This is a genomic window from Sphingomonas sp. PP-CE-1G-424, from assembly GCF_004341085.1.
GTDB lineage: Bacteria > Pseudomonadota > Alphaproteobacteria > Sphingomonadales > Sphingomonadaceae > Sphingomonas.
In genome coordinates, this window is sequence record NZ_SLXW01000016.1 from 1 (window position 1) to 25,627 (window position 25,627).

At 65.5% G+C, this 25,627-nt stretch carries 15 protein-coding genes, 1 tRNA gene and 1 pseudogene; 11 read left to right on the forward strand and 6 right to left on the reverse strand.

Annotation, left to right across the window (positions count from 1 at the left end; translation table 11 throughout):
* Positions 1-161: 161 nt before the first annotated feature.
* From C8J43_RS21145 to C8J43_RS21160, 4 genes are all read left to right on the forward strand, one after another.
* Positions 162-238: transfer RNA gene (locus C8J43_RS21145), tRNA-Met, on the forward strand.
* Between the two features lie 247 nt (positions 239-485).
* A complete protein-coding gene (locus C8J43_RS22475) occupies positions 486-695 on the forward strand; it encodes a hypothetical protein (RefSeq protein ID WP_243645725.1) in 210 nt (69 codons plus the stop codon).
* A gap of 663 nt (positions 696-1,358) precedes the next feature.
* Positions 1,359-1,709 (forward strand): hypothetical protein, encoded by a 351-nt coding sequence (locus C8J43_RS22480; protein WP_243645726.1) that lies wholly within the window; start codon positions 1,359-1,361, stop codon positions 1,707-1,709.
* A 574-nt stretch (positions 1,710-2,283) separates the two neighbouring features.
* Complete coding sequence (locus C8J43_RS21160; protein ID WP_133032538.1) at positions 2,284-2,811, forward strand: helix-turn-helix transcriptional regulator; 528 nt, start codon at positions 2,284-2,286, stop codon at positions 2,809-2,811.
* Between the two features lie 102 nt (positions 2,812-2,913).
* Here the strand turns inward: C8J43_RS21160 and C8J43_RS21165 are convergent, their stop codons facing one another.
* The 5 genes from C8J43_RS21165 to C8J43_RS21185 all read right to left on the reverse strand — a co-directional run bounded on the left by C8J43_RS21165 (position 2,914) and on the right by C8J43_RS21185 (position 10,190).
* Positions 2,914-4,464, reverse strand: coding sequence for a hypothetical protein (locus tag C8J43_RS21165; protein WP_133032539.1), 1,551 nt, complete (start codon positions 4,462-4,464; stop codon positions 2,914-2,916).
* Between the two features lie 100 nt (positions 4,465-4,564).
* Positions 4,565-5,575, reverse strand: coding sequence for a hypothetical protein (locus tag C8J43_RS21170; RefSeq protein WP_133032540.1), 1,011 nt, complete (start codon positions 5,573-5,575; stop codon positions 4,565-4,567).
* 349 nt (positions 5,576-5,924) lie between these two features.
* On the reverse strand, positions 5,925-6,827 hold the full coding sequence (locus C8J43_RS21175; RefSeq protein ID WP_133032541.1) for a hypothetical protein: 903 nt from the start codon (positions 6,825-6,827) through the stop codon (positions 5,925-5,927).
* Entirely contained in the window at positions 6,824-9,037 is a 2,214-nt protein-coding gene (locus C8J43_RS21180; protein ID WP_133032542.1) for an AAA family ATPase, read from the reverse strand. The genes C8J43_RS21175 and C8J43_RS21180 overlap by 4 nt, the downstream gene beginning before the upstream one ends.
* A gap of 160 nt (positions 9,038-9,197) precedes the next feature.
* Complete coding sequence (locus tag C8J43_RS21185) at positions 9,198-10,190, reverse strand: WYL domain-containing protein (RefSeq protein WP_133032543.1); 993 nt, start codon at positions 10,188-10,190, stop codon at positions 9,198-9,200.
* A gap of 68 nt (positions 10,191-10,258) precedes the next feature.
* On the opposite strand from C8J43_RS21185, the pseudogene C8J43_RS22645 reads away from it, so the two are divergent.
* The 6 genes and pseudogenes from C8J43_RS22645 to C8J43_RS21210 all read left to right on the forward strand — a co-directional run.
* Positions 10,259-11,713 (forward strand): annotated as a pseudogene (locus C8J43_RS22645) (TM0106 family RecB-like putative nuclease); the annotation flags it as partial.
* 411 nt (positions 11,714-12,124) lie between these two features.
* A complete protein-coding gene (locus C8J43_RS22650; RefSeq protein WP_347812529.1) occupies positions 12,125-13,588 on the forward strand; it encodes a DEAD/DEAH box helicase in 1,464 nt (487 codons plus the stop codon).
* A gap of 46 nt (positions 13,589-13,634) precedes the next feature.
* Entirely contained in the window at positions 13,635-13,895 is a 261-nt protein-coding gene (locus C8J43_RS21195) for a hypothetical protein (protein ID WP_133032544.1), read from the forward strand.
* A gap of 355 nt (positions 13,896-14,250) precedes the next feature.
* Positions 14,251-16,014 carry a hypothetical protein gene (locus C8J43_RS21200; protein WP_133032545.1) on the forward strand — a complete coding sequence of 588 codons (1,764 nt, stop codon included), beginning with the start codon at positions 14,251-14,253 and terminating at the stop codon, positions 16,012-16,014.
* Positions 16,011-17,558 (forward strand): hypothetical protein, encoded by a 1,548-nt coding sequence (locus C8J43_RS21205; protein WP_165899727.1) that lies wholly within the window; start codon positions 16,011-16,013, stop codon positions 17,556-17,558. The genes C8J43_RS21200 and C8J43_RS21205 overlap by 4 nt, the downstream gene beginning before the upstream one ends.
* Positions 17,555-22,987, forward strand: a complete 5,433-nt coding sequence (locus tag C8J43_RS21210) for an FtsK/SpoIIIE domain-containing protein (protein WP_133032546.1) — start codon at positions 17,555-17,557, stop codon at positions 22,985-22,987. Before C8J43_RS21205 ends, C8J43_RS21210 begins: the two co-directional genes overlap by 4 nt.
* A 12-nt stretch (positions 22,988-22,999) precedes the next feature.
* Here C8J43_RS21210 and C8J43_RS21215 read toward each other — a convergent pair whose 3' ends face one another.
* Positions 23,000-23,920: a LysR family transcriptional regulator gene (locus C8J43_RS21215; RefSeq protein WP_133032547.1), complete on the reverse strand. Its 921-nt coding sequence runs from the start codon at positions 23,918-23,920 to the stop codon at positions 23,000-23,002.
* 89 nt (positions 23,921-24,009) lie between these two features.
* On the opposite strand from C8J43_RS21215, the gene C8J43_RS21220 reads away from it, so the two are divergent.
* The gene (locus C8J43_RS21220; protein WP_133032548.1) at positions 24,010-25,425 is read left to right on the forward strand and encodes an aldehyde dehydrogenase family protein; all 1,416 of its coding nucleotides are present in this window, start codon (positions 24,010-24,012) and stop codon (positions 25,423-25,425) included.
* Positions 25,426-25,627: the final 202 nt, after the last annotated feature.

The following is a 25,627-nucleotide window of genomic DNA, read 5'->3' on the forward strand; positions in this document are numbered from 1 at the left end:
ACTCGGCCGTGAAACCCGACTGCGCCAATGGTACTATCGCTCAAGCGATGGAAGAGTAGGTCGTCGCCAGGCATTGAAGCCCGTGCAACATGCAAACACGCACAATATCCAAAACCCATTCACAACGTCTCATACACCCAACGTTCGCAACAGTGAACCGTCGCGGGGTGGAGCAGCCCGGTAGCTCGTCAGGCTCATAACCTGAAGGTCACAGGTTCAAATCCTGTCCCCGCAACCACCTTTATCGCACTTTTCGAAAGCCGGTCCCTCACAGGGGGCCGGCTTTCGGCGTTTGCGAAGCTGACCAGCTTGGACAGGCTGGCAGCCACCTCCGCCTCAGGCTCGACGCCTCCCAAAGCGGGACGGATCACGATTTCCTCTATGAGTTCGCTCAATACGTTGGCCACTGCTGACCTGTTGTCGGGATCGGACAGGCTCTCGCGCAGCGACCGGATGCGTTCCTCGAACCTCCTACGAAGCATCGGGTGGGCGAGGACGGTCGGCGCCTGGACGGCGTTTCGGGCCAGCCGCCGGCGGAGGTCCTCGCATTCGTCCTCGCGCTCCTGAAGCATCCGCGCGATAGTCGGGCTCACCACGCCCGCCAGCATGTTCGCCGCGAGGTTCTCGATCTGCTGTTCCAACTCGCGCAGCCGTTCCTCGGCTTCGGTCTCGTGCGAACCCTGCAGCTTGGCTAGGCGCTCGACCTCGCGATTGAACTCGACCGCGAACAGCTCGGCGGACGCTTCGGTCAGCAGTTCGCTCTGAAGCGTCGACAGCGCCAGATCCTCGATGCGCGAGATATTGACGGAGGTCGTGTTCGAGCACGTGCCGCGTTCCTTGACCGACGCGCAGCGATAATAGTCCTTCGAGCCGACGACGTAGTTGGCTCCGCACACGCCGCACTTGATCAGGCCGGACAGAAGATGCCGGCTGCGCCGTGCGCCCACGGCGCTCCGGCTGCCGGCTGGAAGCGCGCGACGTTCGAGTTCGGCGCTGGCCTGCAGGGCGAGTTCGTCACTGACGATGCGCAGGTCGGGAACGCCGATCCGCACCCATTCCGCCTCCGCGCGCAGTCGATAGCGGCGCTCGCGCTTTTCGGAGTCGGGGTTCTTACGCCATTCGCGGCGCCCCCATATCAATTCTCCGCGATAGAGCGGATTGTTCAGGACGCCGACATGCTTCTTCGGGTCGCCGCGTACGGTGGACTGGTTCCAGAGTCCGCCCCGCGGAGACGGGACCCCGTCCTCGTTCAGGCGCTTGACGATGTCCCTGGCCGACCGACCTGAAGCGAACTCGGTGAATATCCGGCAGACGACTTCCGCCTCCTCCGGAACGATCTCCAGCAGACCCCTTACCGGTTGCCCCCGTTCATCGATCCTGTTGACCTTGCGGTAGCCGTAGGCCTTGCCCCCGACGAACCGGCCAGCAAGCGCCGCCGCCTTCATGCCGCGAAGCGTCTTCTGCTGAAGCTGCGAAAGGAAGATCGACCCGAGCATGGAAGCAACCGCGAGCTTCATGTCGTCGATCTCGTTCTCCGAGACCGTGTGAAGCCTGACCTGACTGAACTTCAGCTTCTTTCCGATCCAGGCGACGTCCTCCGCATCGCGGGCGATGCGGTCGAGCGCCTCGCACACGACGACGTCGATCCGGCCGTCCCTCACGTCGCGGAGCATCCGTTGAAGGCCTGGACGGTCCCGGCGGTAGCCTGAGATTTCGGGATCGAGGTAGGTCTCGACGATCTCGCCGCCGAGATAATCCACGACGCGCCGGCATGCGTCGGCCTGATCCGCACTCGAAGTGGGGTTCTGCTTGTCCGTCGAATGGCGACCGTAGATGGCGATCCGCAACGTCACGACGAGGCCGTCGCCGGTTCGCGCAACTCGCTGGCGTACGAACGAAAGGCGCCAGGTCCTGATTGCAGGGTTGTCGTGCATCCTGCTCGCTGTGCCAATTTCTGACCGCGGCGAATGAAACGCCCGGACGCGCAAGCCTGCCGCGGAACTCCACGCCAGGTCCACTGCCTGACCCGGTCGTTGTCGTTGATGGCGGGGCAGCGTCTCATCGGCGTCCTGGAACGGTCTCGCGGGCAGCAGCCTGACCCGCGCCTGCAACGTACTCCGCGGCGGCTTGTCGTGCCAAGAGCCGAACGAGCTCCTCGATAGCGAGAGCACGTCGTCCGAGGGCTTTTGGGGAGGGGATAACCGGCATACCCCCCCTTGTGGAATGGGAGCCGTGAGGCCGTGAAAACTTGTCATAGGTTTCTATAAATGGCACGGGGGCCTGATGGGTTCGGGAATCAACAGGCTCTTCCCCCGCACGGCTATTCCGTCCGGTATCGGCAACCGGGTCCGTAACGCGCGGCTGGCGCGTGGTTGGTCTCAGGAACAGCTCGCCCGGTACGTGCAGGTAGATAGGCGGACCATCCTACGCCTCGAGCAGGGATCCCATCGACCCACGTCGCATCTGGTGCACGCGCTCGAAGAGCGATTGGCTCTCGTGCAGCTCGTTCCCGGTTGGCGCGACCCGGCGCTGCCGGGGGCACCTTCGTTCGGTACACGACTGAGGCTCGCGCGCCTGGCCAGGGGATTGACCCAGGTGGCAGCGGCCGGAGCCGCGGGAGTGAGTCCGGCCACGTTGTCGCGCTTCGAGCGCGAGATGGGCGACACGCCGATGATCGTCGACGACGGCAGCATGATCAATGACGGCTACGCCGCGGCGCTTGGCTTCGCCGATGCCCAGGACATGGAGGAGTACTGCCTCTCGGCTTCGCCGAGGCTCTGGTTGGACCGGCTGAAGGCGGCGGACGGGTAAACGGTTGGTTGCGCCGCTCGAGGGCGGGGCCCGCGGCGGCTAGGCTTGCCCAAAGTAGGCGCGGATCCCGGGCGGAAAGATGCCCCAAGGCTTCGCGCGGGTTCAGCCGGCCGTGCACAGAGCGAGGAAGCCGCTGGAGAATACGGCTTCGCCACCTTCCGCCGTGTCGGTCAGGGAATAGGTGTGCACGACTATGCCGGTTGCCGCGATCGCGTCGACCACCTGTGCGGCGGGCATCTTCGGCAGCAGCAGCACCTTTACATGCTGATCCAGCCCCGGGATCAGCCGGCTGTAGAGGTGCAGCTGCCCGACGCCGGTGTGCACGTCGGCGGCCGAGATGCTCGTCTTTATCTCGATGAGAAGCGGTTTGGAGTCCTGCGGCAGGATCTCGCCGTCGATCTGGAAGCCGAGGGGATGCTGGAGCTTCCGCATCGTAACGTCCATCTTGGCCAGGTGATCGTGCAGCGTCATCGAGACGAGGCCGTGACGCTTGCTGACGAGGCGTTCGTCGAGGGCGGGGCGGGGGGCGATGACGTAGGTTCCGCCGACCTCGTCCGGCGCGATTCGGACGACCCAGTCCGTATCGGTGTTCGAAAGAACGCTCTCGTCTCCCTGCTCTGCCGCTTGGCTCGCGGAGACGCGGGCCGCTCGCACCAGCGCGCACAGGTGGACGAAGCGGCCGGTGGATCGACGGATCTGGACCGGATCGGCATCGAGGTCGGCGACGATGACCCATTTGCGCGCTAGGCCCTCGTCGGGCACCTCGACGTCCACCGGGGTCAATCCGGTGACCTCGAGGAACTCCGTCTCGAGGATGTTCTTCGCGTTCGAACCGAGGCGGGCCTGGTGGACGAGGTAGCGTCGGCCAGTCGAGTCCGTGGCGAAGTTCGATAGCGGGTTTTGTGATCCCGGCTCCAGCGGATCGGCGATGCCGACGGTCCAGCCGGTTCCCTTGGGCAGCACGCCCATGGTGAGCGTCGTTCGGTCCTCCTCCACCTTCGGAGCTTTGAGAACGATTTCACCGTCCGGCACCCAGCGTGTCGACCCCCGCCAGACCACGCCATCCGTCATCGCCCGCCGCCAGTCAGCCGCCGCCGTCCGTGCGGCGTCGGGTTCCGTGATGAGGCGAAGGGGTCCTCCGAGGTCGAGCGTTTGCACCAGCTCGTCATAGGTCGGCGAGAAGCCGCGTATGGCCTTCGCGCTCCACGAAACGAGATCCTCCCGGCTCATCGCCAGGCCCGTCGCGGCGTCCATCACCGCGGCGATCGGTGCTCCGTCGTTGGTGGGGCCCCGCACGGCTTCGAATTTCGTTTGCAGGACGCCGCCCCCGTTCACGGTGTCGATCTTCACGATGAATGCGCCAACGGCGTCGATGCCGACGGTGTAGGCGAGCACCTTCGGGGCGTCGGGACGCGGGTAGATCTTCGCCCAGGTGTAGGGCGTGTAATTGCCCCCCTGATTGATCGGCGCTCGCCGAGCCTTGACCCGCCCCATCGGGAAGTGTGCCGCCTGAAGATCGTCGGCCCAGTCCCGGGTTGCGTAGTGCGCGTCCTTGAGAACCGCGTAGACGTGACCCGACGGACCGTTCTCGGCTGGCCGTCCCCCGTGGTCGCGCAGCAAATCGAACTGTTCCCTGGTGAACCCGGAATCCATGCAACGCTCTCCTCTAGTCAGATGTCTTTCGGTCTCGATGCCGTCTAACCGCGACGGCCCGCGTCGGCGGCATTGGCGGACGGCGAGCCTGCCCCCACGCTCAGAGCAGCGAGATCTTGGGTTTGGCGCCTCGGCTGAGGTGGAAGCGGCGGACATCGATGTTCAGTGCGCCGATGCTCCGAACGAGATCGTCCGGCAGGTCGCCCTCGGGTATCACGAGGGTCTTCGAGACGTTTCCGCCGCCATCCGCCGAATGCGTCACGAGCTGGCCGATGGCCGTGTACAGCGACTGCCGGCTGATGCTGGTCTTGACCTCGAAGAGCTCGGTCATCGTCCCGCCGGCCCTGACGTACAGGTCGATGAGGGGGCTGTTGAGAACCTCCTCCCGTTTGGTCTTGCGACCTTCGCGCTCGTCGCGCAGCAGATCGACTACGTCGCCGTGGTACGAGATGTAGTCGATCTCGGCCCGTCGCGTCCCGCGCCGTCGACCGCGAGCCTCCTTGCGATAGGCGTCCCATTCGGCGACGCGCCGCCGCACGGCATCGGTGTCGAGCGCGCCGCTGTCGACCGCATCCTTGAAGTCTCGAACGATCTGAACGTAGCGCCATATACGAGACGTGATGTCGCCCGCGTCCACGCGGCCGAGCAGGATGCCTTCGCGGACATTCCCGTTGGAACGGCCGACCTCGATGAGTTCGTGGTCGGACCATGCAAGGAAGGCGCTTTGACCGACCCCGGGCTTGCCGCCGCCGATCCCGCCATCATGCATGAGGTAGACGATGCCCGTCGCGGGATCCCGTGCGAAGAAGCCGGCGACCGCTCCGGAATTCGTCAACGTCGGTATGTTGATCTCGACCGTGATGATCTGAGCGTGTCGCTTGTCGTCGAAGACGCCGAAGGCGTTCCAACGCCTGGGTATCTTGGCGTCTTCGGCGGATCCGAAAGCGCACCACAGAGAACCGGATCCGTTCGAATAGACGGTCTCATCGCGGTTTCCGCTCGGGAAGCCGATGTTGCGAACGCCTTGTGACTTCAGGCGTGCGGTCACCGATCGTTCGAGATCGCGCTGCGACCGGCTCTTGTCGGCCGTTTCCTCCACCATCATCAGCACGTCTCGGTCTCCCAATATCTGTATGCTCGCGTCGGGTCGGGTGAAGCGGAATGGTTCGTGGTGGCTAGTAGCGTTCGGAGGCCTGTCACGAACCCCCGACCGGCACTGGCTTCGTACTCTGGACTGCAGCGTCCCGGTAAACCGGCGGGGCCTGTGCCGGAACTTCTACACCTCATCGAGATACGAGTACGAGCCTGAACGTCGATGATTGCGCACTTCGACATTCTGATACCCGCGCCCGATGCGGCCGATGTATCGGATGCAATGCCAGGTATTCTACTGCTCCTGGCGACACCTCGCTGAGACTGGTGCCGGACCGATCTGAAGTAAGTGTTTCAGCGACGCGGGTTCATAGCGCCGCCGCCACGGTTCCCCTGACCTCGTCAAGGAACGCTCTAGCCATGCCGGCGAAGTTGTTCTCTTTCCTCGCGAACTCGGCAAGCGACTTGAGCGACCTGATGGCGGAGGCGCGATGAGCGTCGGCGACCTCGTCGTTCAGGGCCCTACTCATGCAATCCACCGCCTCGCGGACGTCGCTTGCCAGCGATCGCATGAGCAACACCGTCTTCGCACGATCCTCCGTCAGGTGGCGACGATTGAATCCAAGGACGTCCTTCGTCTTCTCCGCTCTGGCATCGCCATTTTTGGCCTTCACAGTCGAGAGTTCGCCCTCGAACTCCCAGTCGAAGAGTCCGGCGGGATCGATTTTCGTCGGGTCGATCAGAAGCGGCTTCTCGTCCGCGACCTTACCGTCATAAGTTGTCACATATTGACCGTCCGCTGTTGGAAAGGCGTTCTTCTTACCGGTCGTTTGCAGATCGTTGTCCAGTATAGCATCCTGGATCTCCTGCGTCGTAAGGCCCGATCCCATTATCAGCTGGCGGCGATGCTGGTTGCAATGCATGCAGCTCAGCAGGAGATTGTCCCACGACATCGCCAGCCACCAATAGCCCGGATGCGTAACGCCGGCGTCGTCCGCATCCTTGACGCCGCCCTTCGGTCGGAAGTGCTCTATGTCCGTCTGGCTTGAACCGCTGATGCCGCTTTCGCAGTAAGCGCACTTGCCGTGGAAGAGGACGGTCAACGCCTCGCGGACGTCGTCCCCGGCATAGGCTCTGTAGTCCTTGGTCTCCGGAAGATTACCTTCTGTATTGAACGCATCGACGAAGCGAGCACGCTCCTTCGCGCCCGCGCTATTCTCGTCATCTGGATTGAGCGACGCTGGAACCTTGGACCGTTCGACAAAGATCATGGACGTGACCTCGCAAAGCCGGCCTTGATGGAGTCGATCTCCCCAAGCAGTGTCTCGACCATGTCCCGACGCGACTTGGCTCCTACCTTGGCAGGTGGCATGAACGGGTCGATATCGGCACGACGGAGAGCTTCGACGAAGATCTGGTCCGCGAAGCTGTTCCCGACGGAGATCTCCCGCTGGAGCTGCTGACCGAGCTCGGCCTTTTCCGCCGTCTCGTCGTCATCGAGGTGATGACGCGATGCCAGGTTCTGATACCGGATCAGCCTGGAATCCGTTTCCGGATCCGTCGACCCAAGTCCGAAGAATTCCGATGTCAGAAGCTGCTCGGCCCGCATGCCGGTAACGCTTGGAAGGTCTATGAGGCGTTCGATCGTGTCCTGGTCGCGAACGAGCACCTGCACCTCGCCGTCATCCATTCCGCGCAGGCACAACGGATCGTGCGTCGTCGCGATGAACTGGACCTTCGGCAGCGCCGTGCGGAGCGCGGCCATGACGCGCATTTTCCAGCGAGGATGGAGATGCGTCTCGATCTCGTCGATAAGCACCACGCCTTCCGCCTCTGCAAGATCGGGTGCGGAACCGAGCATGGCGCGCATCACGTCGACAGCCGTAGCGGACAGCGAGCGGTAGCCTTCGCTATGCTGCTCGATGGAGATGCCGGTCTCCCCGACATGTTCGTACACCCCGTTGGCGTTAGCGTGAGTAGCCTTGCTGACGATTAGCACGCCCTGGGCGGGGTCCCGCCGGAAGTCGCTGTCGTCCGGGAGTCCGAGGATCTCGCGCAGTGCGCGAGCAACCTCGCGGAAAGCGTCCTCTTCGAGCTTTCCAAGCCAGAGGTCTGGATGGGGGAGTACCCAGAGGGGATCGAACAACCCTCGCATGCCGCCGCTCTTGGCGCGTTTCCGTCGCCCCTTGAGAAAAAAACGCCGTGAACCATAGGCCTGGACATTGGCGCTTGCCTCTTCATTTCCTTCGAAGCGGCTCCCGTCCACGGGGATGCGGAGCTCGGCGGTCCCGCCTTCGACGAAGAAGATCGTGACCCTCGCTGGTTCACGGCCTTGGCCAGAGCCGGGCGGTGGACGGCGGACTAGTTCTCGGGGGGATACGGGAAACGTCGATGCCGTCTTGGTGCCGGCGAGCGTCAGCGCGATCGCCTCGAGTATTGAACTTTTACCGGTGGCGTTCTCGCCCAAGATCATCATGCACGTAGCGCCGCCTCTGTCCTTTCGATGTACCGGGAATTCAAGGTCAAGCGACTCGATCGCCTTGAAGTTACGGATTTCCACGCGACGCATGGGCGCCGAGAAGCCCCGCCACGCTGGTATTTCGACGACGCCCGATGGGACGTTGACCTGCGGCTCGACATCGATCGTTCCGAGCGCCGAGAATGCCGTATTCACATGTCGCATGGAAGCATCCGCGTGCAGCACTCCCAGGCCGCCGCGTGTGTCGTCGAAGGCGAAGACGGGTAGGCGTTGCACCTTCGCGAGTTCGACGGCGTAGCGATACCGCAGTATCGCCAATGCGCCGTAGCATTCTTGGTCGGCTTCGATGCTGAGCATCAGGGCGAGAACTTCGGCTGGGCTATTCGCGTCCAGCACCCCGGACGTGAACCGGCGGAATTCATGCTCGCGCATCTTGATCAGCGACGGACGATTGAGTTCGAGCAGTTCGATTGTACCGGCTCCCCGATTGGTGCGGGGATGGCATCGGCCGTCGATCGTGAAGGCCAGATGCCGTTCTGGACGATCATAGCCGGGGTCGATCAGGATCGGCGTTTCCCGTGCGCGTACCTCGTCGAACTCGGCCAGCACCGGGGCCCGGCTGCCTCGCAGCGGAAAGCGAGACGCCTTGCGGCGATTGCATGCGGCGCAGATCAGCAGCAGGTTCTCCCACTCGTAGGCGAGCCAGCTGTAGTGGTCGGGAGCGCTCTTGCGGCCGCCCGATGCATTGGCGGGAGGGCGGTGGTGCTCTACGAAGACCTCCGACCTGTCCTCGCAATAGGCGCACTTCCCGTGGAACAGATGTTCGAGCGACTGTCGAACTTCGGGCGAGCGGAAAAAGCGTTCCTGCAGGGGAGCGCGGCGGGTAGAGCGTTCGTCATCACTTCGATCGAGGAAGACCGCGATCTCGGCGCGAGCCTTTGCGGCTTCGTCCGAACCGAGGATCAACGGCACCGGCGTCGAATTGTGCTGGACGCGTCTCATCCGAAATCATCCTTGATCGAGTTTTACCGCTTGGTCGAACCGAACCCGTTGGTTGCAGTGGCGGACCCGGTATCGTCTCCTCAGGCAGGCGTCGACAGGGTACGTCGGATCCAATCCGATGCGGATCTTTATACCTTTCTCTGGGCGCTTGTTGCGCAGATCACGGTAGGGCGCCGAACGGCCGCTGGTGCCCATGGACCAGCTCCCTCAGCGCGGCCGGTTGCAGCACCTCGACCGACGTGCCCCACGAGTAGAGGTGCCAGCACATCTCGAGGTGGCCCGAGGCTTGGAAGCGCACGAGCAGCGACCCGTCCGGCTCCTCGACCGTGGTCTGGGTCGGATGGAAGACGAAACGCCGCGCGTGGGGAGCGGCTTCCGGCGAGAAGCGCCAGACGACGTCGCCGTGCTCGGCGGCGTTCTCGAACGAGCCGAACCCCTTCTCGGCATGTGCCCGGATGTCGAAGCCCGGGTCGATCTCGAAGCTGTCCGGCAAGACCTCGGCCCGCGTGATCTCCTCCACGCGGTAGTGCTGAAGCGGCGAGGATGCGGGCTTCGCCGTGTCGCGACCGACGAGGTAGCGCCGCGTTCCGAGCAGCAGGCCGTGGGGCGCGACGATCCTGTCCCTGGGTTTTGGCTGGCTCCGGGTCTGGTAGGGGAACCGCAGCAGGAAGGGGCCCTTCAGCGCTTCGTAGATGGCGGCATCGACGCCGCCGTTCTGCGCCGGCCGTGGTCCGGGGCGGGCCGCGTGACCGAGCGCCTCGGCCAGCGCCTCCTCGTCGACGGCGAGCCGCGTTCCCGCCTCCGGAGGTATGAGTGCGCGCACCTTCTGCTTGAGGCCTCGCACGGCGGTCGCCTCCGTGGTCAGACCCGCGACGTCGAGCTCGTTGATCGCCGTGGTCAGCGCCGCGAGTTCCTCCGCTGAGGGTGTCAGGAGCGGCGCGATCGCGCGGGCGGCGATTCGCCAGCGGCGCTTCCGGTCTTCGCCGTCGTCGGCCTGCGTCTGGGGGAAGGCCGCCTCGAGCGCCACGGTCATCCGCTGCGCCGAGCGGTGCACGCAGCCGAACTCCTCGATGATCTCCTCGAGCGACACGCCGCTCCGTCGCGTCGCCATCATCGCCAGCTTGAGCAGTTCCTGGGCCTTGGCAAACGACATAGAGAATACCCTGACAGCTTTTGTCACCCATGTGTGCTATAGCAGAGGAAAGGGGATTGCGCATGCGTATGATCGACGACGTCCTGAGGCTCTCCGCGTCCGACCTGATGCGGTTCAAGGGCTGTCGGCATGCGACGACGCTGGACCTGCGGCTCATGGAGATCGGGGATCTCCGGCCGCGCCGGGACGGCGCGGAGGCGGAGCTGCTGCAACGACAGGGCGACGAGCACGAACTCGCGTTCCTGGCGCGCCTGAAGGCCGAGGGACGCATCGTCGTGGAGATTCCCAAGGACGGCATCCCGCTCGAGGAGTCGGTGCGTCTCACGCATGCGGCGATGGCGGAAGGGCCCGACGTGATCTTCCAGGGCGCGCTGCTCGAAGGGGCTTGGGGCGGCTACACCGACTTCCTCGAACGGGTCGAACGGCCCTCTGCGCTGGGAGCCTGGTCGTACGAGGTCGCCGACACGAAGCTGAAGCGCAAGCCCGACCCCAAGCACGTCCTCCAGCTCTGTCTGTACAGCGACCTTCTCGCGACAGTGCAGGGCGTCGCGCCCGAGGCGGCGCATCTCGAACTGGGAAGCGGCGAACGGTTCACGGTCAGGTTGGCGGAGGTTTCCGCCTATGCGCGGTATGCGCGGCGCATGATGCAAGAGTTCCTCGCGGCCCGTCCGGAGACCCGACCGGAACCGGTCTCGGCATGCACGCTGTGCCGTTGGAGCGAGGCCTGTGCCGAGCGTTGGGACCGGGAGAACAGTCTCTCGCTCGTCGCGGGCATCAGTCGGTCGCAACGGCAGAAGCTGGAGGCCGCGGGCGTGGTGACGATGGGCGCCCTAGCGGTCCGCGAACAGCGGGTGCCCAAGATGGCGGTCGAGACCCAGCGCAGGCTAGTGACCCAGGCTCGGCTTCAGACCGCCCGACGCGCGGGATCTCCGCCTTCGTTCGAGCTTCGCGACGCCGAGCCGGGTAAGGGCTTCGGCATTCTGCCGGCCCCTGATGACGGTGACATCTTCTACGACATCGAGGGCGATCCCTATTATCCTGGCGGCCTCGGGTATCTGCATGGCCTCTGGTACCGCGAGGCCGGCGAATGGGTCTTCCGGGCGTTCTGGGCGCATACGCGCGAGGAGGAGGGACGCGCCGTCGCCGATCTTCTGGCGTTCTTCGTGGAGCACATGAGCCGGCATCCGTCGGCCCGCATCTATCATTATGCCAACTATGAGATCGCCGCTCTCCGGCGGTTGACCGCCGAACATCGGACCGGCGAGGCGGCGATGGATCAGCTTCAGCGCGAGCGCCGCTTCGTCGACCTTTTCAAGGTAGTGGCGGGCGCGATGATCGCTTAGGAGAAGGGCTACTCCATCAAGGATCTGGAGGCCTTCTACATGGAGAAGCGCGCCGCGGACGTCGCGACGGCCGGTGCGAGCGTCGTCTTCTACGAGGAATGGCGTCAGACCGGTGACCAGAAACTGCTCGACGACATATACGACTACAACCGCACGGACTGCGTCTCGACGCAGCTGCTCCGCGACTGGCTGATCCGGGATGCGAGGCCCGCGGCGATGCCCTGGCCGGTCCTCGGCGATGTCCCCGATGCCGGGGCGCTGTCCAACGTGGCCGCCGAGGACGAGGAAGTCGAGGTGCTGCGCGGCCGGCTCCAGCCCGTTCGCGAAAGGCTCGGCGACCGCGTCGCCGATCTGCTGCTGGACCTCGGGCCGTTCCACAAGCGCGAGGACAAGCCGACCTGGTGGGCGATCTTCGACCGGCTGGCCCAGGAGAGCGAGGAGCTTGTCGACGATCTGGAATGCATCCAGGGGCTGGAGGCCGTTGGTCCGCCCGTGCAGGTTACCCGGCAGTCGTTCGAACGGACGTACCGGTTCCCGCAGCAGGAGACGAAGCTGCGCGCCGGCAAGATGCCTTGCGTGAAACCCGCGGCTATGCCGGAGGACGTGAGTCTGAGGTCGATCGACAACGACGCATGCACCCTCGTGCTGCGCCGTTCGACGGCGAAGGGGCCGTTGCCCGATCGTCTCGACCTCCTTCCGCCACGCCCGCTGCGCAACACGATCCTGAAGGACGCGGTCGCGGCCGTGACCGATGAGATCATCGCTGGCTCTGGACGGCTTCCGGCGGTGGAGCATCTTCTGTCGCGATCGTCGCCGGTCTTCGTCGACGGCACGCGCCCGGACGGGATCATCGCCGCGGACGGGGACCTGCCGAGCGAGACGAGCCGCGCGATCGCCGCGATGGCGGGCACGACGCTGGCGATGCAGGGGCCGCCCGGGACGGGGAAGACGTATGTGAGCGCGCTCTCGATCGTCGACCTGGTGCGGGCGGGCAAGCGCGTCGCCGTATCTTCGAACAGCCACAAGGCCATCGGCAACCTCCTGAAGGCGGTGGCTGACCGCGCGCGGACGGACGGGGTCAACTGCCGCGTGGTCCAGAAGGCGTCGGAGGACGGTGACGACGACGCCCACTCCGGGATCGTCTTCGTCAGCGACAACGACGCGCCCGAGATAGCGTCCGCCCATGTCGTCGGTGCCACCGCATGGCACTTCGCGCGGTACGCCGCGCCGACCTTCGACTATCTGTTCGTCGACGAGGCGGGGCAGGTCTCGATCGCCAACATCCTGGCCATGGCGCGGTGCGCGCGCAACATCGTCCTGGTGGGCGATCCGATGCAGCTGCCGCAACCGCTGCAGGGCAGCCACCCCGGTGACAGCGGCCGGTCGTGTCTGGAGTACCTGATAGATGGGCACCGCGTCGTGCCGCCCGATCGCGGCGTATTCATCCCGATCAGTCGACGCATGCATCCGACGGTGTGCGGATTCATTTCGAGCGCGGTGTACGAGGGGCGGCTCGGAAGCGACGAAGCGTCGGGCCTGCAGACGCTCATTTCATCGACCGGCGTCGATCTGGTCGGCGCCGGCATGCGCGCCGTCAGCCATCTAGGGCGCTCGCAGGTCAGCCCCGAGGAGATCGATGCGATCTCGTCCCGGATCGGCGAACTCGTCGGCGCGACGTACCGCGACCGCAATGGTCGCGAGCGCGTCGTCGGCCACGGGGACATCATGGTCGTGGCGCCGTATAACGCGCAGGTGAATGCGCTGCGCGCTCACCTCCCGCCGTCGATCCGCGTCGGCACCGTCGATCGCTTCCAGGGTCAGGAGGCACCGATCTGCCTCGTCTCCATGACGACCTCGAGCGGCGAGGAGCTGCCGCGTGACATCGCGTTCCTGTTCTCGCTCAACCGCATCAACGTGGCCGTTTCGCGGGCGCAGGCGGCGGCGATGGTGTTCGCGAGCCCGCTGCTCCTGGAGACGCCGTGCCGCACGGTCGAGGAGATGTCGCTCGTCAACGCGCTTTGCATGCTGCGGGAGTATGGGGGTGACACGTTTTGACACGCACGCGTGCGATTGTCGAAGCTCGGATAGCAGGAGAAGCGAAATGGCATTCTGGGATATCGGGTTCCGTCACATCGTCGACGTCGACGGGCAGCTGCTGGCGATCGATGCGGAGGTCATCGACACGGCATCTCTCCTCGCGAAGGCGGGCCGGCCCGTCGATCGTACGCTCTGGCTCGTTCGCGCGGGCGAGCGCTTCCTCGTGAAGCCTCGGCAGCTCGTGCGCCTGTCGCAGGACGAGGTCCTGTTCTTCGAGACCGAGGAAATGGTCCAAACTCGATCTTTCCTGCGCTTGGCGGCCTGAGAAGCAGACGTCTTCAAGAGGAGGGGGGGACAGCGCTTGGGGCGCCCCAACAGGTTAGGGACCGTCCCGTAACCCCTCTCAGTGACGCTGGCCATGATGATGCCGTTTGAGCTGAAACCCTCGGGCGTAGTTGTTAGTGGGTATGAACACGATTGGGAAGACGCGCACCGCGCATTGAGCTCGGTTCAGCGGAATATGGGGCTCAGCGAGTCATTGTTGGTTTACGTTGCCTACCTAGGATGATCCCTTACAAGTGCAGGTAGGCACAAGGGGGAACGGTTTGTCGGCACATTCTTCAACGTCGGCATGGGTACGTTTTCTACGCAACTACGGCCCCATTCCCACCAACGACAACATGTACGACGAGTCCATCCAGCGTGCGTTGAAGCGTCACAAGATCGCCCCGATAACGCTGCCGGCGCCACTGGTTGGTAGGCTTGTCGCGAACTTCGAAGGCGAGAATGCGATCTCGCACATCATCACCGGCACTGCGGGCGACGGTAAGACGTACCATTGCCGGGAAGTCTGGACCGCGCTCGGCGGAGACGCGGGTGTATGGAATGCGGGCGACAAGGTGCAGACGCTCAAGGTCGGCGCTCGGACGCTCGTCATCGTCAAGGACCTGAGCGAACTTCGCGAGGACGAGAGCGCCGAGATCATCGTCGCCTTCGCCCGCGACGTCGCCGATCCCGCGGCCTCCACGACCTACCTTCTAGCCGCCAATCATGGGCAGCTCCTGGAGAAGCTCAAGTCCGCGCCGCCGAGCTCCGAGGTCGAGCGCGTCACCGCCGTCGTCGAGGAACTGCTGGTGACGGGTAGGAACCCCGATGCCGGCATCTCCGTCGGGCTGGACGATCTCAGCCGATCGCCGGCCGCGGAGATGGCGATGCAGATCATCGAGGAGGTAAGCTCCCACGATGGCTGGGAGGGATGTGGAAGCTGCGCCGCCAATGCGGGCGATGGCATCTGCCCGATCTTCGAGAACCGCCGGCGTCTGACGGGGGAGGGGCCCGACGACCCCTTCAGGCGGCGCATCACCGCTCTCATCGAGCTGAGCGAGCGGAACGGCAACCACTTCCCCGTCCGGCAGCTGCTCGCACTGGTCGCCAACAGCATCCTGGGGCACCCCGACGCTCGTGACGGCCTGATGAGCTGCGCCGAGGTTCCGGCGATCGTCCAGAGCGGAAAGGCGGACCGCGCGAGCATCTACCGCAACATCTTCGGCGAGAACCTTCGGCCGAGCAAGGCGGAGAAGACCGAACTCTTCCGCAAGCTGAACATGTTCGGCATCGGGGCCGAGACCAGCAACCGGGTCGACAATCTGCTTGTCTACGGAGCCGACGACCCGGCCTATGCGGACGACTATGCGCGGCTGGTGCTCGCCGATCCGATCTACGGTGCGACCCCCTCGTATGTCGGCGCCCAGCGGGTCTATCTCGAGGGCGCGGAGGGTACGGACCGGCGGGCGTTCCTCGGCGCCCTCCGCGCGCAGCGGCAGCGTCTGTTCTTCACCATGCCCGACGAACTGGCATCCACGTACGACCTCTGGGATCTGACCGTCTTCCGGTATGCCGGTCTCTACCTCGACGTGGCGGCGAAGGTCGCGGATCGGCAGGCGGTGCCGCGGCAGGCCGTGTCCATGGTCGTGCGCGGATTGAACCGCATCTTCACGGGCATGCTGGCGCAGAACCAGGACGAGCTGGTTCTCGCGACCTCGGGCAGCTACTCGCAATCCAAGCGCAGCCCGCTTCTCGACGAGCTGATCTCGGTCCCTCGGCAGGGCGGCGAGGAGGTGTCGATCATAACGGATGGCGCGGGCGGCTTCTGCGTGTCGGTCAAACTCGTGCGCGGATCCGAGATCCCTCCCGTGACCCTGTCGCTTTCGCCCACCCGGTTCGAGTTCCTCGGCCGCGTCGCGGAAGGCGCGCTGCCGAGCAGCTTCTCGCTCGAGTGTCACGAGGACCTCCTCGCCTTCAAGGCGCGGCTGCTCCGGGAGACGGAGAACCGGCGCAGGCTGGATGGTGACGACGAGATCAACGAGGGAGAGCTGATGCTCCGGTTCATCGACCTGGCCGGTGACGGTCGAGCGGTCGCGCGTCGCGTGGTGGTGCGCATATGACGATCAAGATCCTGCCGCGCCCGACTAGCTTCGACGATCGGAGCGGGCCTGACTTCTGGATCGACGAGGCGATCTGGGGGCACCGTCTCTACGACGAGCAGACCCCTTGGTTGACCTTCCTGGAGTTCATGACCGTGCTGCTCGCTGAGAACCGGGAGGGACGCGCGCTTCGCGAGGATGCCCTCAACAGCCTTTCCTACCGTCCGCAGCTGCAGCTCCGCCTGCGCAATCTCGTGTTCAACAACCCGCACATCATGACCGTGCTGGCGGAGGATCGTGCGGATGACGCGTCTTGGACGAGCTGGCTCGAAAAGATCACGGAGACGGCGGGTGGTCTCGACAAGCCGGATTTCACGTATCTCCGCGATCGCTTCGAGAGCTTCCAGGACTTCGCGGCCGTCATAGGTTTCCTCCAGGGGTCGGCCATCGAAGGGACCAGCAACAAGCGCTGGAGTTCGAAGTTCGTCTTTCCGTTCGGTCCGAACGCCCTCTACGAGGATGCGAACGTCAATCCGCGCGGCGGGGTCTCGAACGACCGCCGCTTCTTCGCCCGCACCGGCGAGCTTCTCTATCTGATGCTGTGCCGGAGCCGCGATGCGGATGCTCTGCGCGGCCTTCTCGTCACCCGGTTCCTTGAGAACGCGGCGCCCTACGACCGCATGGCGCGCGCCATCCAGGGCGACCCGCAGTTGGCTAAGTCGGAGCGCGCAGGCGCGTTTCTGCCATGTGCGTCCCACCCGCTGTTCGACCGTCTGGCCGAGGACTGGCTCGCGATCCTCAGTCTGCCGATCCCCGCGTATGACGCCATACCGCATCTGGTGACGATGACGGGGCTGAACATGATGCTCTACCAGCTCGAACGCGCCCGTGATGTGCTGGATCAGGATCCGGTGCGGCTGGTCTGCGAGATCGTCTCGCCGAGGAAGTCGGTGGTGCGCGACCTCTCGGCGGATTCGTATCAGCGGAACAACGGACTGCCGCAGCAGGCGGTCGACCGCTTCATCCGGCAGGTCGCCGAGACCGAGGAGTGGCAGGCCGCGACAGCATCCGACGATCCCGTCCTGAACGCAGGCGACATTCTTCGAAAGGCCTTCGGATGGCCGGATGCGGATGACGACGACATCGCCCCCGACCCGGCCGCGCTCATCGAACAGCTCGCGGCGCGCGCGCTCAGTCGGCACAAGCAGCACATCGGCAAGATCCACATGACATGGTCACGCGCGATCGGGCTTTCCTCACGTCGGTCGAGCCGCCGGGTCCGCTACGCCCCGACCGATCGTCTGCTGAAGACGCTCGTGGTGTGCTCGGTCTCGAAGCGTCTCGAGTTCCGGGATTTCCTCGCACTGCTCCACGATCGCTACGGCATCGTGATAGGCGACGCGCAGGCCCGCGATTTCGTGGCGAGCGGTGACGCCGATCAGGAGGACTTCTCGGACAACGCCCGTCGGCTCGAGGAGCGGCTGGCGAGCCTGGGCCTGTTGAAGCGGCTGTCGGACTCCTGCGCCTATGTCGAAAATCCCTTTCAGCGAGCCCAAGCCGCGTGACACCATCTGATCTCATTGGCGCCGCCGGCGCCGCATCCATCCGCCAGCGACTTTCGGCCATCGGTGATGGCGAAGGTGTGGCGCGCTACCTCCTGGACCGACTGACGGGCGAACAGGTGGCGGCGATCACGAGCGCGCTGCTCGTCGATCCCCAGACCGACGCGTTGCTCAAGATCCAGTTGCCGCGAACGCTGATCGGCGGGTTCGATCTGCCCGACCACGTCGTCACGGACGAGAGGACCGTCGCGATCCGGCATGCCGAATGTGACCGGCCCGCGCTTCTCCTGGCCAACACCGACGACGATCAGGGCGCCTCCCTCGGCGACGTGACGCTGATCGGCGCGAAGCAGTTGACCGAGGATTCCGAACCCTGGGTCGGAGCGGCGGCGGCCGGGTTGGGGCTTCCCGACAACCAGCTCTCGGCGTGGCGGGCCGCGCTCAAGGGTCTAAACGCTGCCGACGACTGGACCCTTCATCAGATCTCCAACTACGTGGCGCTCACGCGCGAGCGGATCGCGGATGAGTCGACGACGGTCTCCGACGCGTTGGGCTGGGCTCTGCCCGCGCTCCACCTCCCGCGCGACAGCGGCTACTTCCTCGGCATCCGGGACAAGGATCTCGAGAAGTCGCGGAGCTGGAGCCGGCTGTTCGAAAAGCTGGTGTCGGACCGGCGGCCGCTGCTCGCCAAGCAGCGCCCCAACCGCCAGATCATCGAGAGTGACGATCTGCGCAGCCAGTTCGAGGGCGTCAGGGAGGACATCCCGGCCGAGGTCCATCTGGCGATCGAGGCCTTCATCGCCGCGACGCCGGGCTGGAACGCAGCCGCCGACGCGCTCGCGCAGTTCGAATGGGAAGGACAGAGCGTCCTCCAGCTCTTCTCCGGCATCAAGCTGAAGAAGACCACGCTGCCGCAGGAGACGCTGTCCTTCTTCGAGTTCACCTTGCCCGATCGGCTCAGTCCGAAGGACGTCGACTACCTCGAGGCATTGAAGTCGAGGTCGCTGAAGGAGACGCGGGATGATGATCGGGAATTCTTCGAAACCCACCGCGACGACCTGAGCCAGGACAAGGCGCTCCGCGTGAAGTGGGAGCGCTTCATCTTCGGCCGGCCGATCGAGTGCAACGACTTCCTGGAAGGAGTTCTGCGTGCGTTGGAGCGCCTGTTCGGACAGATCAACTTCGCGAGCAAGCGCACGCTGACGATCCGTGCCGCTCGGCGCAGTCGGTCCCAGGTCTTGGACATCAACGCCGACGTCGGCCTGGCGTTCGGGCTCCGTTATCGTGGCCTGCCGGCGCTCATGGGCACGGCCGTCGAGTGGGATGTGCCCTACCTGTTCGAGTATGAGGAGCTGCTCGACCGGGCCAAGAAGCGGAAGAAGTATCGCCGGAACGAGTCGAGCTCGCGGGCCGCGCTCCAGATCAAGTTCGACGTGGTGCTGACCTCGGGGTCCGAGCGTGCGACGGTCCAGCTCATCTGGATCGCGCAGCCGAACGCCATCGGGTTCGAACTGCCGAAGGACCTCGCGCGCCTGCTGAAGCGGCCGATGACCCGTAGCAGCGTCGCCCGGTTGCCGGTCAGCCGCAAGGGTGCTTTGCAGTCGGTTTCGCTCGCCGACGTCGGAACGCTGCAGCCCGCCTTCGGGCAGGACGCCGGTTCCCTGGTGCCGCGCACGGCGAGCGGCGAGGACGTCGGCAAGGCGTTCTCCAAGGCGCTGAAGGCAGCGGCGCAGAGCGGTCGCATCGACCCGGCCGGGGTTTCGGCGATCGGGTCGGCCTGGACGGCTTTCGAGACCGCGTACGTCGGTGCCATCGGCGCGCTCCAGGTGTCGGGCTACGCATCGGCCGGCCTCATCGAGCAGGCCGCGACCTACGGGACGTTGCTGAACACGCTCTCCGCGCACGCGCCCGGAGATCTTAACCGCCGGGACCTGTGGGAGCCGGTGCTGAGCCTCGGCGTCGTCCCCGTGGCCGGCAGCGCACCCTCGGCGATCGTGGCGCCGTGGCATCCGCTTCGGCTCGCGGCATCCGCGGTCAAGATGCGGTCGGTCGCCGGCCTCGCCGAATACCTGCTTTCCGACGTCGAAGTGAATTTCGGCGACTCCCGCCTGTTCTTCTCCGATCTCCGCGACGAGCTCGCGCACCCGCTCTACCCCGAGATCGCGGTGGGATACGACGGCAGCGAGGCCGTGCTCCTTTCCGACACCGGGACGGTGAACGACTACAGCCTGCTCGAACGCCCGGTGCGCGATCCGTCCGAGGCGACGACCGACGTCGACCCCGCCGAGGCGGCGAAGCAGATACGGGCACTGCTCGAACGCTATCTCGATCTGCAACCGCACGAGAGGTCGAACCTCTCCATCATGCTGTTCAACTGCGACGCGGCCGGCCTGCCGCTCGCGACGGTGAACGGTCTGAGTTCGGTGCAGGACCAGGAGGAGGTGCACTGCAATGTCCTGGTGCGGCATCGCGACCGGACCCGACTCTCCCGCGTCTATGGCGAACTGCTCGACCGTTCGGAAGGCGATCCGGATGCGGTGGTCGTCAGCGAAACCTCGCGCAACTTCATGTCCAAGCTCCGCATCGGCGTGATGCTCGACAGCGGCACCGTGCGTCCGGGGAACGCCACTCGTGAAATCGACGTCGCATTCCTTCACGACGTCGTGTCGCGGCAGGCGCGCGAGCAGTGGTTCCCGGTCCCGGCGGCAGGTTCGAATCCCGGTCTGCTCGAGCATGTGCCGGCGCGCTGGTCCTATCGTCGGGTGACGGCTGAGGACGAGCTGAAGGCGACGGTCTACCTCACGTGCCCGAGGCAGCCGGACGCCGGCTGGTCCTATGTCGACGCCGTCGCGAACGTGATCCGCCGGCAATCGCACGGCGCGGGCGAACACTACCTCCCGGCGCGGCAGATCTCCTTTCAGGACTCGGGCCTCAAGGCGATGTTCGACGAGGTGCATGAGATGGCCGAATGGGTCGCGACCTACGACGACCTCCTCGACAAGCGGCAGCTCGCCGCGCAGGGCATCAGCGTCATACGGTACCGGCGGCAACGGACGCACGGGCGCAACATCGTCGTCTCCTCCACGTCCGAACTCCGCATCCTCAACGTGCTCGTTCGCAGACGGCTGACCGAACTCTCGCTGGGTCTAGACGACGAGCGCGTCTCGGCGCTCGCGCGCCGGATGATCGACGACGCGAATTCGATCTCCGGCGACATCGTGCTGCGCGCCGCCAAGCGCGGCGTGTCGGCAGGCGAGCTGATCGGGCTGGTGCTGAGCCGCGCGCTCGTCGCGGAGGAGCTGCGCCCTCAGGCCGCGGTCGCCTGGTTCCTTCTCGATGACTACGCCGAGTGGCTCGGCCAGCGCGAGGAGGGCATCGCCGACATCCTCGCGCTGTGCCTGGTCGAGGGTGAGGATGGAGCACCCCGCCTGCGCGCGATCGTCACCGAGGCGAAGTATGTCGATCAGTCCGGATCGGCGGAGGCCAGCCGCAAGTCGCAGCAGCAACTGCGGCAGACGGTCGCGCGCATCGACGACGCGCTTTTCGGCGACCCCGGGCGGCTCGATCGCGACCTGTGGCTGTCGAGGATCGCGGACCTTCTCCTGGACGGCACCGCGGCTCTCGGACAGGCCTCGTTGCTGGAACAGGTCCGTGACGGAATCCGGCGCGGCGCCGTTCCGATCGATCTGCGTGGCTACTCCCACATCTTCATCTCCGGGCCCGCGTCCGACGGCAGCAGTCTGGGCGAGCAGGATCCGGTTCCGGGCGTGAGCGACGGCCTTCAGGAGACCTTCACGCGTGAAGGTCTCCGCCAGTTGATCAAGGCGTATGAGGCCGGCAAGCCGTTGAAGCCGATCAGATCCGGCTTGGGGGAGACCGACAGCTGGGAGCGGCCGTCCTATCGCGATCCGGCGCCCCGGGTGGACTGGACGAAGGCGATCACGCTCGAGCCGGAGCGAGAAGTGCCCGTTACTCCCGTCGTGCACGACTATGACGAGGACGAGGACGAAGAAGGGGCCCCGTCGCCGGCCGTTGGCGGCTCGACGGCGGCCGAACCGTCATCCGCGGTCGCCGTCGGAGGCGGGGCCAGCATCCCGCCGACTGAGGGTCACGTTGATCCGTACGTCGCGCAGGTGTCACCGGCCACGGACGGTGACGGTGTTCCCGTCGGACAGGGGGAAGCCGTCGAGATGACGGTCAGCCAGTCGCCGACTTCTACGACGTTGGCCGGGGCGGCCTCGACGCTCGCCATCGGACCTCTGATCGAGGCGCGTGCGCAGGAGGTTCATCAGGACTCGGCGGATGAGCAGGCCTGGCTCGAGGCGACGGCCCAGAAGCTGCGCTCGGCGTTGATGGGATACAGCCTGCAGGCCAAGGTCCTGGGGACGCGGCTTACTCCCAACGCGGCGCTCATACGGTTCATGGGCAGCGACCGGCTGAGCGTGCAGGACATCGAAGGCAGACAGTCGGCGCTGCTGACGACCCACGGAATGCGGGTGATCTCGATCTCCCCCCTTCCGGGCGAAATCGTCGTCGGCGTGGCCCGACCGCAGCGACAGGTGGTGTCGCTGTGGGATGTCTGGGGCCGGAGGGCACTGAACCGGAATGCGGCCGGCGTGAACATGTCGTTCGTGCTCGGGCTGAAGGAGCTCGACGGCGAGATCCTCTATCTGAATCTCGGCGGTCCCTTCGCGGGCGGGCAGGGGCATGAGCCCCACACGCTCGTGGCGGGTGCGACGGGATCGGGGAAGTCGGTGCTGATCCAGGCGCTGCTGCTGGACATCGCCGCCACGAACACCAGCGATCTCGCCCACATCTATCTGATCGATCCGAAGATGGGCGTCGATTACGCGGCGGTCGAACGGTTGCCCCATCTGCAGGGCGGCGTCATCGTGGATCAGACGCGGGCGGTCGAGGTGATGGAGCTGCTCGTCGCCGAGATGGAGCGTCGGTACGAGCTGTTCCGGACCAATGGCGCCCGCGACATCCGCGCCTTTAACACCAAGGTCGTCCCGGCCGAGCGGCTTCCGTACGTCTTTCTCGTCCACGACGAGTTCGCGGAGTGGATGCTGACCGAGGAGTACAAGACGGCGGTCACGGCGAACGTATCGCGTCTGGGCGTGAAGGCCCGCGCTGCCGGCATGCACCTGATCTTCGCGGCGCAGCGCCCGGACGCCAACGTCATGCCGATGCAGTTGCGGGACAATCTCGGCAACCGACTGATCCTGAAGGTGGCCAGCGTCGGCACGTCGGAGATCGCGCTGGGCGTGAAGGGGGCAGAGCAGCTGCTCGGTCTGGGCCATCTTGCGGCGCGCCTCAGCGGTGAACCCTCGATCATCTACGCGCAGGCTCCGTACCTCGACGACGACGACATCGATCTCGCAGTCGATGCGATCTGTGCCGCCGATGGCGGCGCGGTGAGATCCGCCTGATCCGGCGCGGTATCAGTTCGTCGCGGGAAGGTTGGCGTCCGCCTCCCGGTTCTGCTCTCGGATGAGGTCGATGAACGCGCGGAGGCCGGCCGGTATGTGGCGACGTCCCGGATAGTAGAGGAACAGGCCGGGGTAGGGTGGGCTCCAGTCCTCGAGCACCGGGATGAGTTCGCCGGCGGCGATATGGGTTCGGGCCGACCATTCGCTGACGTAGCAGAGGCCCGCGCCTTCGAGCGCGGCCTCCAGGATCAGGCTCATCTCGTCGAGCGTGAGCGAGCCTGGAACGTCGATGTCGATTGCCTCTCCGCGGCGCTCGAAATCCCAACGCCACACGGAACCGGTGGCCATCCGGGCGCGGATGCAGCGGTGACGCATCAGATCGGCCGGGACCTGCGGCCTGTCCCTCTCGGCGAAGTACGCGGGGGAGCCGACCACCACCATCCTGATCTCACCGCCGATCGGGACCGCGATCATGTCCTGCGGCACCGCCTCCATGATCCGGATGCCGGCGTCGAAGCCCTGCTGGACGATGTCCACGAGGCGCCCTTCCGTCACGAGTACGAGGTTCATCTCGGGATACCGGCGGAGATATTCCAGCACGAGCGGCGTCAGGACCATCCGTCCCGCACCGGCGGAGGTGTTGATGCGCAGGGTGCCTGTCGGGGTGTCGCGGTGATTGTTGATCCCCTCTATCGCCCCGCTGATCTCCGCTAGCGCCGGGGCGAGCCGCGCGATGAACGGCGCGCCGGCGTCCGTCGGGGAGACGCTTCGCGTCGTGCGGTTGAACAGCCTTGCACCGAGACGGGCCTCGAGCGCCGAGACCGCGTGACTGAGCGCGGAGGTCGACACCCCCAGCTCTTCCGCCGCAGCCCGGAAGCTGCCTCGGCGCGCGATCGCCACGACGGCTTCGTATTCCCCTAGTCCCGTCTTCATTGTCCGATCTTCCTCATCAACGCATCCACGATTATCCGCCTAATCGGTGATACGGAAGGCACCTAGATGAGGGTCCGAAGGAGACCTTCATGAAGATCGTTGACAGGATTTATATCGATGGCGCGTTCGTCGTCCCGCAGGGCGCCGAGATGTTCGACCTCCACAACCCCGCGACCGCAAACGTAATCGGACAGGTCCGCCTGGGCGACGAGGAGGACACGCGCGCTGCGATCGTCGCCGCAAAGCGCGCATTCTCCGAAATGGCGCGGACCTCGAAGTCGCAGCGTCTCGACATGCTCGCCCGTCTAGCGGAGGCGCTGACGGCCCGTCGGGAGGATCTCATCGAAGCGGTCATCGAGGAGTACGGCGCGCCCATCTCCCGCTCGGCTTGGATGGCGGATCACGCCATAAACGTGTTCCGCCTCGCGGCGCAGACCCTCGAAGGCTACGAACTGGAGCGGCAGGTCGGTACCGCCCGCGTCACGATGGAGCCGCTCGGGGTGGTCGGCCTCATCACGCCGTGGAACGCGAACCCCGGCTTCATCGCCGGGAAGCTCGCGATGGTGATCGCATCCGGCTCCGCCTGCGTCATCAAGCCGAGCGAGATGAGCGCCTTGCAGACACAGATCGTCGCCGAAGCCTTTCACGAAGCCGGTCTCCCGGCAGGCGCGTACAACATCGTGAACGGCCGGGGGGACGTCGTCGGGGCGGAACTGAGCCGCAATCCCGATGTCGCGAAGATATCCTTCACGGGATCGACCGCGACCGGCCGTTCGATCCTGCGCAGCGCTGCCGACACCTTCAAACGGGTGACGCTGGAACTGGGCGGCAAGTCCCCGATGGTGATCATGGAGGACGCCGATTTCGAGGCGGCCATACCCTTCGTCCTGAATGCCGGGTTCGGGAACAGCGGGCAGGCGTGCATCGCGGGCACGCGGATCCTGGTGCCGTCGCGTAGATTGGGTGAGTTCGAGGCGGCGATCCAGGCGGGTCTTGGTGCCTTCCCATCCGGTGATCCGCGCGATCCGGCCATCGCGATCGGCCCGATGGTGAGCCGGCGGCAGTGGGATCGCGTGCAGTCCTACATCAGGCAGGGGCAGGCGGAGGGTGCGCGGCTCCTCGCTGGCGGGGAGGGACGCCCGGATGGCACGAGCGATGGCTGGTTCGTGAAGCCGACCATCTTCACGGACGTTCGGAACGACATGGTGATCGCGCGCGAGGAGATCTTCGGTCCGGTTCTCGCGATCATCCCGTACGAAACCGACGCGCAGGCCGTCGAGATCGCGAACGATACGGAGTATGGCCTCCATGCCTATGTCGCGGGGGCCGACGAGGACCGGGCGCGCAGGGTCGCTGAACGGATCGTCGCGGGTCGGGTCATCATCAATGGTGCCCCCATGGAGATGAGCGCGCCGTTCGGGGGCTTCAAGCATTCCGGCATCGGTCGGGAGTACGGGACGTTCGGCCTCGACGCCTACCTGGAGCCCAAGGCGGTCATGGGGTGAGATGCGATTGGACGACCGATCCGTCCGCCGTGAAGGTGGAGAGCGGATCGGTCGTGCGACGGTTGCCGCACGGCCTCCGGCGTCTCGCGTGCCCGTACTCACGTAGGGGTGTCGGCCGCGCGAGACGCCGCTAGGTTATCCAGATGCCGCGTCGTGGGATGCGACGACGGCGCCGATCGAAGCGGCCGCGGCGTGGCCCGGA